Source organism: Pseudanabaena biceps PCC 7429 (assembly GCF_000332215.1).
Classification (GTDB): domain Bacteria; phylum Cyanobacteriota; class Cyanobacteriia; order Pseudanabaenales; family Pseudanabaenaceae; genus Pseudanabaena; species Pseudanabaena biceps.
The window spans coordinates 18,936-31,496 of the sequence record NZ_ALWB01000027.1 but is presented as its reverse complement, the minus strand read 5'-3'; the positions used below and the strand labels follow the sequence as shown (position 1 = coordinate 31,496).

The window sequence follows — 12,561 nt, the reverse complement described above, 5'->3', positions numbered from 1 at the left end:
GCCGCCAGTCAATTCTTGGGGTTAAATGTAGCTAAATAACTCAGAAAAGCTGCGGCGCACGCGCAGCGTGCGCCGCAGCTTTTAGGGTTTTATATGGTAATTAATAGTAATTGCGATCGCGATAATTTACTAATTTCACTAAATAACTAAGAGATCGATTTACCTATGGCAAAGCTAGAGCGCCTCATCATGATGGCGGAAGATGAACTAGTGCAGTACAGTACTCCCGCCCGTAAAATCGAAAAACTGCGTCAGAAGATCGGTCTATTGCTAAATGTTGCCGAACAAAAGCAAGTCAAAGCCGAACTACTTGCAACTCTACCCACCAATGATATTAGCCAAATAGTTGAAAAAAATCGTCAAACTGTTTCCTTACCTTTTTGGGGAATTGCAGGACTAGGACTACTATTGGGAATATCAATGAATCAACCCGTCGATTTTATTGCCACCATTATGGGCACAATTATCGCGATCGCTTTACAGAAATGGGGTTGGCAACTTCAAGCCAAACGCCTCGTACTCCAGACCATTGAAGATATTGAAGAACGCACCAAACAATAATTGAATACAAATTGAATGCAATAAGTTGCTAGGTGTAATTAAATATAAAACCCTAAAACCTGTAGCGAGACAAATAAAACCCAAAAGATGAGTGGCGGCGCTTTGCGCCGCCACTCATCTTTTGGGTTTTATTTCCTAAGCAAACCTTATGTTGCTATATATTAAAAGACTGTGTAAGTAGCAAGGCGCAATTAAATATAAAACTCCAAAACCTGTAGCGCACGCGCAGCGTGCGCTACAGGTTTGGATTCTGGGTTTTAATTATGCCCAGCTACTTAAACAATGCAGCCTTTTAATATACTCACAGTCAATGCTACAAGTTGCCCTCATTTATCCCGAAATCCCGCCCAATACTGGCAATATCGCTCGTACCTGTGCCGCTACAAATACACACCTCCATTTAGTAGAGCCTTTAGGCTTTGAAATTAACGATCGCCAACTCAAGCGGGCAGGTATAGATTATTGGGAATATGTAAACGTCACAGTCCATCCGAACATTGAATCTCTACGCCAAGCATCTCAAGATGCTCGATGGATCTGCTTTAGTACTCGCGGAGCCACAAACTTTCGTGAATTTCAATTTCAAGATGGGGACTGGCTCCTATTTGGCAGTGAGTCAAAGGGATTACCCGAAGAAGTCGTCATCAACAATCCTGCGGTGTATATTCCGATGGAGCATCCTAAAGTCCGCAGCCTCAACCTGTCAGTAAGCGCTGCCCTCGGATTATTTGAAGCCCGAAGACAATTAGGACTTAATTAGAACGCTCAGCCCCCAAGGGTTACCGATTTTTACTTTGATGGCTTAAGTAACTAAGGAATCATAAGTTGCTTTAAATCCAGCACTCTGTAAGGACTTAACGGCAGTTTCTTCATCCTCGACCCAGAACTGATTGCCGAGGCGGACTAGCTTGGGCATATATTCGATCGCGGCAATGACGGGAATTTTAGCCGACCGATCGGGTTCATTTTTGTTGTAACTAGAATTGCCATAATGGGAATTGCCTTGGGAGAAATTACCATTATTCGGATTGGGGTTTAAAGCCTGTTTGAGTTGTTCTAAAACTTGGCGATCCCTTGCCTGTTCACGAGTAAGCTCAACTCTGACCATCCTTACCGACTCAATTGGCTGCATATTATCCACAATCAATTGCGTCTGTTCGTCGCGGCGATCGATTTTTCCCCACACCATCAAGCGTTTGTCTTTCTCAAGCAGATGTTTCACCTTATCAAAGGTTTTCGGAAAAACTACTGCCTCCGTACTGCCTGTCAGATCTTCAATCTGCAAAATTGCCATGCGATCGCCTTTTTTAGTAACGACTTCTTTGATATCAAGAATTAAGGCGATCGCCGTAACCATCTTGGTTTCTGAAGAGTCAGGAATATCGCAAAGATTAATGGGAGCCATTAATTTTGCCGAACGACTAACTCCATTCAGAGGATGATCGGAAATATAGAAACCAAGTAATTCTTTTTCAAGACGTAGTTTTTCTTGGGAGGAATAGTCCTGTACGGGAGAAGACTTGGGAGCGGTATCAAAGGTTTTAGTATTACTACTTTCGCCAAAAAAATCAAAAAGATTACCCTGTCCTGAAGCTTGCTCCTTAGCACGGCGTGAAGCCCATTCCATCGTCATGTCCAAATCATTCATCAATTGATGACGATTTGGCTCTAGCAGGTCGAGGGCTCCCGTCTGAATTAAGGCTTCTAAGGCTTTTTTGTTAAGCGATCGCGAATCCAGACGGCTACATAGATCCGCAAGCGAAGTAAACGCTCCTCCTTCTTGGCGAGCCTGTAAAATCGCAGCGATCGGTCCCGCACCAAGATTTTTAATCGCTGCCAAACCAAATAAAATTTGCTGCCCGCGTGGGGTAAAATCTTCCCCCGAGCTATTGACATCAGGTGGAACCACAGGAATTCCCATGCTACGGCAGTTGGCAATATATCGCTGCACCTTGTCTTGGTCACCACTGACCGAGGATAGCAGCGCCGCCATATATTCAACAGGATAATTTGCCTTGAGATAGGCAGTCTGGTAGGTTACATATCCGTAGGCTACACTGTGAGACTTGTTAAAGCAATTTGAGGCGATGCAACCATTAGCTAATAAAAAATTATGATCGCGAGCTAAGCCAATATCGAAAACACATTGCCCCCCCAACGATTTGCGACTGACGATTTTCATCTTGATGATTTATTTTATGACTTATTTTTTATGACTTATTTTTTATGATTCAAAAAGTAGGGCTCAACAAAAATATATCTGCCGTTAAGTCATTTCCCAATCCAATGAAATAAGGAGTTGTATCCCCAACCCGCTACACCTCACTTGCCTGAAAACTTCTACAAACAGCAGATATATTGTTAAACCCAACTTAACAGTTTGATGAATTTTAGTGGATTTTAGTGGATTTTTAGCGCACTTATGGCTCGAAGCCTTCTAATTCAGGCACTTCCGCCACTAAATGCACGCCTTGAATGTAAAGAGAACGACCATATTTACCAACATTCTCTAATCGCAACTTACCACCTTGCTTTTTGGCTTGAACGGCCATATCGATCGCCGCACCTACACCTCTACTGACAATCTTGGTCACTCCTTCAAAATCTAAGACTATCGCTACTAGCTTACGATCGATAAACGGTTGTACAGCTTGTCGGAAATAGGGCACTGTGGTTACACTCAAAGCACCATTCAGTTTGAGAATAACTTGATCGCCGTCAATTTGTTCGACGATCTTGAGTTCATCTTGTAAAAATGAGGAATGAGTCATGATTGGAGAATGGGTTTGTGGACAGACAGAAACTTACTCATGCGAACGGTTGTACCTTGATTAGTAGACTCGATCTCGACCTTATCAACCAGTGCTTTGATCATATGTATACCAAAACCGCCGTTTTTGACACCAATCTCGGATATCAAATCAAAATCAGGGGGTGGTACACTATCAACATCAAAACCTGATCCACGATCGTGGACTTCTACAACTAGGCTAGTATGTGCCGCGAAAACTACAACTTCCACGTCAAGATCAGATGTACTGTAAAGAACTGCGTTAACTAAAGCTTCCGTAAGAGCTTGTACGACATCTTGCACAGCATCGGGACTAAACCCCATTTTTGTAGCGAGTACTTCGACCGCTGCGATGGGAATGTCCTCGATTCCCTCAACGGGTGGAATTGAGATTCGCAGCTTTAAAGGCTTCTCACTCATGGGGAGTCATTCTGTAGCTTTGATTAGCTTTGCCAGATGTAATATACCACACGTTTTTAGCCTATGTTAGCAAAACCAATTATTTTTTGATAAAGCTTTGACAAAAAATTGCGCAAATCCAATTGGATTAAGGATTACAGATATCGTCAATTCTCAAATCACAATTGCAGATTTATATTAGCAAAAAACTGTAAATAGCTAAAGCAATATTTCTCTCAAAGTTAGCTTAACATCTATTTTTTATATCTCTAGCAATTCTAAATGATTTAAGAAATTTACTCATATTTGTCGCTAAGTGTAAGTAGCTGAGCATAATTAAAATCCCGATCTAACACCTGTGGCGCACGCCGCAGGTGTTAGGATTTTATATTTAAACAAGAGAAGATTGGGGCTTCGCACCACCACTCATAATTGGGTCGATATCAGTCATGCGTTCCCGAGCTTCTAATCACTTCAGCAATTGAGGCGATCGAGGCGGAGGCAATAATTAGTAATACGCTTAGGGCATTTAATTCTGGTGTTACCCCTCCATTTCTGAGGGAGGAGAAAATCGCGATCGGTAATGTAGTGGAACCAACGCCTGCGGTAAAATAGGCAATCACAAAGTCGTCCATACTCAGAATAAATGCGAGGAGACTGCCCGACAAAATCCCTGGCAAAAGTTGGGGCAGTAAAACTCGAAAAAATGCTTGGACGGGAGTAGCCCCTAGATCTAACGCCGCCTCCTCTAGTTTCGGATCGATCGTCGCAAGTCGGCTGGAGACAACTACGGCAATATAGGCTAAGCAGAAAACAATATGGGCAATCACAATTGTGACAAGACTGAGTTGAATCTTGATTGCTGCAAAAAATACAAGGGTTGCCACTGCGATCGCAATGTCAGGAATAATTAAGGGTAAGTAGGTAGCTCCTCGATATAGATTTTTTCCTGGAAAATAATACCTTGCCAATCCAACGGCGGTGAGCGTACCAAGGACTGCGGCGACGGATACTGCCGTTAAAGCAACGCTCAGGCTATTTTTTAATGCTGCTAATAGGGTGGGATTTTGCAGAAACTTGGCATACCATTCCCAAGTAAAACCCGTCCATTGTGATGGGGAGGGAGATTTATTAAAACTAAAAATAGTAAGAACGGCAATCGGCAAGTACATATATAAAAAGGCAATCAAGGCATACCAAGTTTGCCAACGCTTAATGGGAGCCGCATTCATTTCATTCGCCATCACTCACCACCCTGCGATCGCCATATTTGAGTAGCAAAGCAATGACAATTGTGACCGCAAGGATCAAGACCATACTCAAGGCGGAACCAAACCCCCTGTTACTACTTGCCCCCAAAAATTGCAATTCTATAATCGAGGCGATCGTCCGACTTCCAGGACCGCCCAAGAGTTGAGGATTTATGTAATCGCTAAAACTAGTAATCGACACTAATGCAAGCCCCGCAATAATACCTGACGAGACTTGGGGAATAGTAATCTTCCAAAAAGTTTGGCGCGAATTTGCACCAAGATCGGCGGCGGCTTCTAATAAGCGCAGATCAAGTCGTTCGAGCGAGGTATAGAGCACCAAAACCATATAGGGCAGATAGGTATAGATCATGCCAATAATTACACCCTCAGCTTTGTTCAGGACATTGATCCCTGATAGCCCCAGAAAATTTAAAAAGCTATTTAAAACTCCTGTGGGACGCAAAATGGTAATCCATGCATAGGAGCGCAAGAGGGACGAAGTCCATAGAGGCAACACAAATAGCACAAGTAAAATGTTCCGCCAACGCTTGGGCACGATCACGGCAAGCCAGTAAGCCACGGGAAACCCTAAGAGCAAACAAAAGGCTGTAGTAATAATTGCATACAGCAGCGATCGCCATACCACTACAAGATAGATAAAGTTACCACCGACATACTCAAATACTCTTTGGTAGTTATCTATGCCAAACGAAGTTTTACCAAAGGGGACAAAGCTTTGAATTAAAATAAAAACAGTTGGGACAATAAGAAATACCACCAGCCAAAAGCCACTGGGAAACAGTAAGGCTAAAGGCTCAAGCCATGTCAAGCGCCGAACTGCTTTGGAGTTTGGCTCGCGTTTAGTCTCTGAGGGGCTATTCACAGGCATAGTTAGAAGTAAAGAACTCGGGAGTCAACACCTTGCGATCGCAAATAGCGCGATACAGATTCCGCCGCATCACGACTTTGATAAGCACCTGCATGAATATAAGTACCACGCCCAGAATTTGTAAAAAAGGCATTAGGCACATATTGACGAACCCTTGCTAACAGAAATTGGTTATTAACAGGAGCGGGGATAGCGGCAACATAGCGAAAGTTTGGATTCTGAGTTGCTTGAGGTAATTGGGTATCATTGCTATAGCTAGTAACTGTCTGAGGTGACAGCGCATAGTTAGTCGTTGTCGTCGCATCAGAAGTTGTCGTCGCCGCAACTGGAGTCGTGGTAGGAATAAATCCTGTTTGTGGCTGCACATAGCCTGACTGGACTACTTGGGTCTGGGGTACAACGGACTGAGTTACAACTTGTCGAGTTTCTGGAACCAAGACCTGTTGCCATCGAGGAACTAAAACTTGCTGGGTTTGCACTTGAGGGACAACAGCACTGGTAGCGATCTGTTGATATTGAGGATTAGTATAAACGATTGTCTGTTGTGGTACCGAACTGAAGACTTGAGGCTGGGAATCGGGCTGGGAGCTTACGGGTTGGGGCGTTGTAGAGTTTTGTTGAATAACAACCTGCTGAGGGGTTGCCGAGGTAGTAGAACTGGCGGAGTCAGTAAAGGGGACTTGGACGTTACTTTCCTTTCCACCCGTGGATTTAAAGTACTTTTGGGCTGACAATCCAGATTGTTGCAGGGAGATCGCTAAGCTATCAGCACTCGTCTCTGAGTTAAATGTGCCAGCTTGGATCGCAGGTTGATCGTTGATTTTTGTAGGAAAAGCAGTTGGTGCAATCGTACGAACTTTTTGTAATGTTGCAGAATCGTTACCTGCAACGAAGATCACGAAACGGGCTGATGCTGATTGCACGATCGCGCAGGAGACGATCATTACAGTTCCGAAAATACTAGCCTTTCTAACCCAGTTCACAACAGTACATCCTCACACTTGAATGTAATAACGGTTAAGTTTAACGCAACTAGATAAAGCGATCTTTATAAAGCGATCTTTTTTCTAGTTAAAATGATTTGGTTTATTTAAGCACCTATTCATCAAAAATATGTCGATCTGCAATAGATTAGGATCCAAGATGCTAAGCGATATCCATCCTAATCTATTCACGGAAAATATTCACAGAAAATATTCACGAAAAATATTCACAGAAAATATTCACAGAAAATATCAATAACAATATGGAAAAAATTAAAACGGGCTTAAATATTGCAATCTTTGTCTTTTTAGCGGGTTTTATTGGGCTTGAAGTATGGACATTGATATCCCACTTCCTGAAATAAAACCTGCGGCGCACGCTGCGCGTGTGCTGCAGGTTTTAGGGTTTTATATTTGGTACTTCATTAAATCGCAAGTCCCTTACTTAAAACAGTAAAAGAGATGCATTACTGCATCTCTTTTACTGTTTATGCCTTGGGTGCGGTACTCCGAATTTCCGAATAAAAGGTGGAAGACTTAACTTGACGATCAGTTTGACGATCAGTTTGGCGATCGCTGCCCCGATCACCCTGCAACAACGTAGCTACGCGAAATCTTAAATTAGGATTACCATACCAAATCCGTTCTTCGATCGCTGCATGGGCTGTTACCGTTTGAATTGTTAACGCTTCATCTGCCCCAAACTCGTACACCCCTTTACCCAGCTTGGTCAAAATCACGCCTTTGCTCGGCATCTCTGGATCGGGAACGGGAACGAGCAAAGCATTTCCCTTAGGCTTATTACTATTGAGGGATTCTTCCTCCCATGAGATTTTGATAGGAAGCACCACAGCATTTATATCAATGTCATGGCTCTGACATGTGGCAATTAGTTCTGGGTCATTAAGGCTTAACGAAGTTATCTCAATCACTGAACGGCTATCATTACCATTGCCCTCACCAAATTGATGATCGCTGCGTTGCGATCGCCAGCGACCGACAAAGAGTTCGAGAAACTGATGAATATCCATTAGTGAAAATATAGTGAAAATATAAAAATAGTTAATTTTGACACAAATTTTATAGCAATTTGCAGTCAAAGCAAAGGGGACGCATTGCGCCCCCTTTGCTTTCTAGACTTAAGAGTAAGGAAATGACCTCGCTCTTGCAGGTTCGATTTAACGACGAGGAACTAGACGTTCGTAGTCAAGGTTTTGTGCAGATACAGGAGTGGAGTTCACGGGGTTCGCATTGATGCTGCGAGCCATATTCAAGAACAAAGCTGGATCGCCAGTTTTTGGTGCTCTGTCGGTAACCACATAGCTGCGAACTGTATTCTGCCAAACAAGTTGAGGGAAGCCCAATTGCGCACGATGGTAAGCATCGTAGCGAGGAGACTTGATATTGAAAGGTACTTCACCGATCGCTTGACTGGGCAGAACGCGACGACGTTGGTAAGGAAGGGTATCATCACCGAAAGCTTCAAGATACTCATCGCTGTTAAGCAAGGCATCAATGAAACCTTCAATCCCTTTGGTAGCTACCACAATTGACCAAGCAATTTTTTCTTTTTCGCTGTAAACATCACGACCAAGAACACGCTGTACGGTTTGCTCGACAAAGCGATAATTGCTGTTTTTTTCGTAAAAACTTCTTCTATAGGTGTCGGAGAGAATTAGTCCTCGTACAAATTGTCTGACTGAGATATTGCCAGATCGCAATTGCGATTCGAGTGTGACTTCGCGATCGGTTGCAAATGCGTGGAAGAAAATTTGTCGATAAGCAGCTTCGATCAAATCATCCAGCTCAGTGCTAGAGAGCAGGTTTGCAGTGTTATAGATGCGAGGTGAGTTGTCACTACCGACTGTAAACCCAGCGACGCGAGAATTTTGCGATGCTGGAGCGTAATTCAACAAAGGAAGCGCCACGTTTAAATCTCCAAAATATTATCGAAAAGTTATAAAAATACTTATTCCCAAATTTTTATAGCGCTCCTAAATGATTGATGTTTTTGGCGGTTATAGGAGATGCATCGATAAAATGCTTCTCTTACAACTCATTTAGGATGGCTACTGTGATGTTCAATTTTGCCATAGGACATTTTGAATATCACAAAACCTAAATTTATGTTGGCAGACGGTTTTGACAGTTTTGACATTGCTTGTGTCAAAAAGCAACCCGTAATCCAATGAGTTTAGGACTAAATAAGCTAAATAAAATTACAAGAGGCTAACCTCTAGTCAATGATAGGATAGGCGAAATTAGCTAGTTCTACTTCCTTCATATAAGTTTACCTTTATTAAGGTTGCTCATCGTTTTATGGGATACATCACGGAGCTAAAAATTCTGCTATATTTCGCAATCACTAAGTTATCCCCATGATTTTTACATATCGCAAGTTCGCCGATCGCTTTTGGACATGGCGGGGTTATGAGATTGGTTATTGTGCGGAGGGGCTGACAGAAAATTTAGATAAACCCGCACTGGTTTTAATTCATGGGTTTGGCGCTTCGGTAGGGCATTGGCGAAAAAACTTGCCTGTTTTAGCGCAAGAATTCCGAGTTTATGCGATCGATCTGGTGGGTTTTGGGAGTTCGGCTCAGCCTAACCCCAGCAATCTTGCCTACACTTTTGAAACTTGGGGACAACAGGTTGCCGATTTCGTGCGTGAGGTAGTCGGCGATCGCGCTATTTTAATTGGAAATTCCATCGGGGCAGTTGTGGCGATGCAGGCGGCGATCTATGCCCCCGATCTGATCGTCAAGACAGTATTGATTAATTGCTCATTGCGCCTATTACAAGAACAAAATCAATTAGCTATGCCTTGGTTTAAGAGAGTCGGGGTGAAGGTAGTGCAGAATATTTTGGGTGTAAGGGAGATCGCCAAATTATTTTTTGATCGGGTACGTCAGCCACGATCGGTAAAACAAATTCTGTCGCAAGCCTACTTTCATAAAGAAGCCATTACCGATGAATTAATTGAGATCTTAATTAAGCCCGCCCAAAATCCTCATGCTGTTGATGTATTTATGGCTTTTGTGCGCTATTCCCAAGGACCTAGACCAGAAGACCTATTAGCCATTTTGCCCTGCGATGCGATCGTGCTGTGGGGCGATCGCGATCCTTGGGAACCCATTAGCCTAGGTCGCGCATCTTTTACAAAATTTACTGCCGTCAAAGAATTTATGGCGATCGCTAATGCAGGGCATTGCCCGCAGGATGAAGTACCAGAAGTAGTAAATGAGATCTTGCTAAGAGTTCTCGCACTATAAGGTTTGATTAATGAGTGGCGATGCTTCGCATCGCCACTCATCTTTCGGGTTTAATACTCAAGTTAAGAAATGGCTATGCCATTTCTTAACTTGGTAAATAGCTAAGCCAAACCCAAAGAGCGTAACGCCCGCGTAGCGGGCGTTACGCTCTTTGGGTTTGGCTTACTTATGCTTAGCTACTTAATTAATAGGTTCTTTTGCCCGTTGCCAAACGGGAAAGAATACTTGTTATCAAAATCATCACAACTAAAACCAAGGCTCCAGCCCAAGCAAGTTGCTGCTGATTGATAAACTGAGGACCTCCAGGCACAATTGAGAAGTTATAAACAAGTACGCCCAAGGACGCAGTTTTCTCCAAAACTCCATTTGCCCAATACTGACTGAAGAGCGCAGTAAAGATTAGAGGAGCTGTTTCACCCGCAGCCCTAGCAACTGCAAGCATTGCCCCTGTAACGATCGCAGGTAATGCGGCTGGCAAAACCACAAAAAATACAGTTTGGAACTTCGTAGCACCAACCCCAACTGCGGCTTGGCGAATTTCATCGGGTACGAGCTTTAGGCTTTCTTCGCTCGTGCGGACGATAATGGGGAGCATCAGCACCGATAGAGCTATTCCTCCAGCGACAGCCGAAAAACCTAGCCCAAGGGACAAACCACCCTTAATGACGACAATCCCATAGGTAAACACACCAACTACGATCGAAGGTACACCGCTCAAAACGTTGGTTGCAAAGCGAATCCAAAAAACGATCTGATTTTTGCCGCCAAACTCGGAGACAAAGATCGCTGCCATCAGTCCAAACGGCACGCTAATTAGGGCGGCAATGCCAACCATTACCAATGTACCGACAATCGCATTACCAAAGCCACCGCCCGAAAGCCCAGGGGCTGGGGGTAACTGCGTAAATACACCCAAGTCAATGCGGCTCGCACCTTTAAAGATGACATAGGAGAGAACAGCAACCAACGGCAGTAGGGCGATCACGGCCGCACTAACCGTCAATCCTGTCATCAAATTACCAAAGAGATTGCGAGGAGAAGAAGAATCTCTTACTAAGTTCCCCATAGGGATTTTAGGCGTAGCAAGATTTTGAGGTTCAGCTGTCATATTTTAGTAAAAATCATTGAAAAGTAGAGAAGTCTGAGGAGCAGAGGCTTAATACCAATTCCCAAAATGGCAACGCCATTTTGGGAATCTCAAAACCTTACTGGGTTTGTTTTTTAATTCACTGAAGTGTTGGCTCACTTCAGTGAATTGGTATAACGCGAGAATGCAAACAAGAATGCAAACAAGAATGCAAATTAAATGCAAATTAAATGCAAATTATTTAATGCGTTGAACGCGCAAAATTAATAGCTCGGCGAGGATATTGACGAGTAGAGTCAGCGCAAACAACACGAAAGCGGCATACATTAAAGATGAAATCTGCAAGCCATCGGCTTCAGCGAATTCATTGGCTAACTTTGCGGCAATTGAATTGGAAGGAGCCAAAATTGAGAAGTTCACTTTTGAAGCATTGCCGATCAGCATGGTTACCGCCATAGTTTCACCCATTGCACGACCAAGAGCCAACATCACAGCACCGACGATCCCTGAGAAAGAAGCGGGTATCAATACCTTCACGATCGTCTCCCATCTTGTCGCACCCAAACCCATGGAAGCTTGACGCATGTCTTTAGGTACTGAGATTAAAGCTTCGCGAGAAATAGCTGCGATCGTCGGTAAAATCATAATCGCCAATACGAGAGCAGCGGGTAACATCCCTGTGCCACTTAAAGGGGTACTAAATAGGGGGAACCACTTAAAGTTGTTGAATAGAAAATCGCCCACTGGTTTAATGACGGGAATTAGAACAAAGATGCCCCATAAACCATAGACTACGCTAGGAATAGCGGCTAAAAGCTCTACCAAAAATACAAGAATTTCCTGTACTTTATTTGGCAGAAAGTCAAAATCCTCACTCAGAAAAACTGCTACACCGACACCAATAGGCACTGCTACCAGCAGGGCAATTAAAGAGCTCACCAAAGTACCATAGATTTGTGGTAGAACTCCATACGCATCTCTGGTAACATCCCAATCACTAGAGAACAAAAATCCTAAGCCAAACTTACTAATTGCAGGAAAAGCATCAATTCCTACTTTAACCACCATTGAGATCAGGATGACAGCGACACCGATCCCAAAAATTCGAGTTAACCAGACAAAACCTTGATCGAGTTTCTGGGCAATGCCAGAACGCTGAGGCAAGCTGATCTCAGAAGTCGTAATTTCAGAACTCATTATGCAAATATTTAAAACGAACGTTACATCGGAATTAAGAAGAGAACTAAGGAAATAGGGCAAGGTCGAGATCTGTATCTAAACTTTGCCCTATTTTCAATCATAAATCAGGCTAAACTGTGGCAATTC

At 43.3% G+C, this 12,561-nt stretch carries 13 protein-coding genes; 3 read left to right on the top strand and 10 right to left on the bottom strand.

Annotation, left to right across the window (positions count from 1 at the left end):
• The first annotated feature begins 165 nt into the window (after window positions 1-165).
• Both PSE7429_RS05160 and PSE7429_RS05155 read left to right on the top strand, forming a co-directional pair.
• Window positions 166-561 carry a hypothetical protein gene (locus tag PSE7429_RS05160; protein ID WP_009626018.1) on the top strand — a complete coding sequence of 132 codons (396 nt, stop codon included), beginning with the start codon at window positions 166-168 and terminating at the stop codon, window positions 559-561.
• Between the two features lie 310 nt (window positions 562-871).
• On the top strand, window positions 872-1,321 hold the full coding sequence (locus PSE7429_RS05155; protein ID WP_009626017.1) for a tRNA (cytidine(34)-2'-O)-methyltransferase: 450 nt from the start codon (window positions 872-874) through the stop codon (window positions 1,319-1,321).
• A 42-nt stretch (window positions 1,322-1,363) separates the two neighbouring features.
• On the opposite strand, the gene PSE7429_RS05150 is transcribed toward PSE7429_RS05155, so the two are convergent.
• The 8 genes from PSE7429_RS05150 to PSE7429_RS05115 form a co-directional block, all read right to left on the bottom strand.
• Window positions 1,364-2,743 carry a helix-hairpin-helix domain-containing protein gene (locus PSE7429_RS05150; RefSeq protein ID WP_009626016.1) on the bottom strand — a complete coding sequence of 460 codons (1,380 nt, stop codon included), beginning with the start codon at window positions 2,741-2,743 and terminating at the stop codon, window positions 1,364-1,366.
• Between the two features lie 238 nt (window positions 2,744-2,981).
• A complete protein-coding gene (locus tag PSE7429_RS05145; protein ID WP_009626015.1) occupies window positions 2,982-3,332 on the bottom strand; it encodes an STAS domain-containing protein in 351 nt (116 codons plus the stop codon).
• A complete protein-coding gene (locus tag PSE7429_RS05140; protein WP_009626013.1) occupies window positions 3,329-3,772 on the bottom strand; it encodes an ATP-binding protein in 444 nt (147 codons plus the stop codon). Before PSE7429_RS05140 ends, PSE7429_RS05145 begins: the two co-directional genes overlap by 4 nt.
• A 422-nt stretch (window positions 3,773-4,194) precedes the next feature.
• A complete protein-coding gene (locus PSE7429_RS05135; protein WP_009626012.1) occupies window positions 4,195-4,995 on the bottom strand; it encodes an ABC transporter permease in 801 nt (266 codons plus the stop codon).
• Complete coding sequence (locus PSE7429_RS05130) at window positions 4,985-5,893, bottom strand: ABC transporter permease (RefSeq protein WP_009626011.1); 909 nt, start codon at window positions 5,891-5,893, stop codon at window positions 4,985-4,987. The genes PSE7429_RS05135 and PSE7429_RS05130 overlap by 11 nt, the downstream gene beginning before the upstream one ends.
• 2 nt (window positions 5,894-5,895) lie before the next feature.
• Complete coding sequence (locus PSE7429_RS05125; protein WP_009626010.1) at window positions 5,896-6,876, bottom strand: hypothetical protein; 981 nt, start codon at window positions 6,874-6,876, stop codon at window positions 5,896-5,898.
• Window positions 6,877-7,364: 488 nt separating this feature from the next.
• The gene (locus PSE7429_RS05120) at window positions 7,365-7,907 is read right to left on the bottom strand and encodes a phycobiliprotein lyase (RefSeq protein ID WP_009626009.1); all 543 of its coding nucleotides are present in this window, start codon (window positions 7,905-7,907) and stop codon (window positions 7,365-7,367) included.
• A gap of 147 nt (window positions 7,908-8,054) precedes the next feature.
• Entirely contained in the window at window positions 8,055-8,804 is a 750-nt protein-coding gene (locus PSE7429_RS05115; RefSeq protein ID WP_009626008.1) for a phycobilisome rod-core linker polypeptide, read from the bottom strand.
• A 450-nt stretch (window positions 8,805-9,254) separates the two neighbouring features.
• On the opposite strand from PSE7429_RS05115, the gene PSE7429_RS05110 reads away from it, so the two are divergent.
• Window positions 9,255-10,148, top strand: a complete 894-nt coding sequence (locus tag PSE7429_RS05110) for an alpha/beta fold hydrolase (protein ID WP_009626007.1) — start codon at window positions 9,255-9,257, stop codon at window positions 10,146-10,148.
• A gap of 184 nt (window positions 10,149-10,332) precedes the next feature.
• On the opposite strand, the gene pstA is transcribed toward PSE7429_RS05110, so the two are convergent.
• On the bottom strand, window positions 10,333-11,256 hold the full coding sequence (gene pstA / locus PSE7429_RS05105) for a phosphate ABC transporter permease PstA (protein WP_009626006.1): 924 nt from the start codon (window positions 11,254-11,256) through the stop codon (window positions 10,333-10,335).
• 216 nt (window positions 11,257-11,472) lie between these two features.
• Complete coding sequence (gene pstC / locus PSE7429_RS05100; protein WP_009626005.1) at window positions 11,473-12,432, bottom strand: phosphate ABC transporter permease subunit PstC; 960 nt, start codon at window positions 12,430-12,432, stop codon at window positions 11,473-11,475.
• Between the last annotated feature and the right edge of the window lie 129 nt (window positions 12,433-12,561).

Coding starts and splice junctions, on each gene's coding strand:
- PSE7429_RS05160 (WP_009626018.1), top strand. CDS start 166: ATGGCAAAGCTAGAGCGCCTCATCATGATGGCGGAAGATGAACTAGTG.
- PSE7429_RS05155 (WP_009626017.1), top strand. CDS start 872: ATGCTACAAGTTGCCCTCATTTATCCCGAAATCCCGCCCAATACTGGC.
- PSE7429_RS05150 (WP_009626016.1), bottom strand. CDS start 2,743: ATGAAAATCGTCAGTCGCAAATCGTTGGGGGGGCAATGTGTTTTCGAT.
- PSE7429_RS05145 (WP_009626015.1), bottom strand. CDS start 3,332: ATGACTCATTCCTCATTTTTACAAGATGAACTCAAGATCGTCGAACAA.
- PSE7429_RS05140 (WP_009626013.1), bottom strand. CDS start 3,772: ATGAGTGAGAAGCCTTTAAAGCTGCGAATCTCAATTCCACCCGTTGAG.
- PSE7429_RS05135 (WP_009626012.1), bottom strand. CDS start 4,995: ATGGCGAATGAAATGAATGCGGCTCCCATTAAGCGTTGGCAAACTTGG.
- PSE7429_RS05130 (WP_009626011.1), bottom strand. CDS start 5,893: ATGCCTGTGAATAGCCCCTCAGAGACTAAACGCGAGCCAAACTCCAAA.
- PSE7429_RS05120 (WP_009626009.1), bottom strand. CDS start 7,907: ATGGATATTCATCAGTTTCTCGAACTCTTTGTCGGTCGCTGGCGATCG.
- PSE7429_RS05110 (WP_009626007.1), top strand. CDS start 9,255: ATGATTTTTACATATCGCAAGTTCGCCGATCGCTTTTGGACATGGCGG.
- pstA (WP_009626006.1), bottom strand. CDS start 11,256: ATGACAGCTGAACCTCAAAATCTTGCTACGCCTAAAATCCCTATGGGG.
- pstC (WP_009626005.1), bottom strand. CDS start 12,432: ATGAGTTCTGAAATTACGACTTCTGAGATCAGCTTGCCTCAGCGTTCT.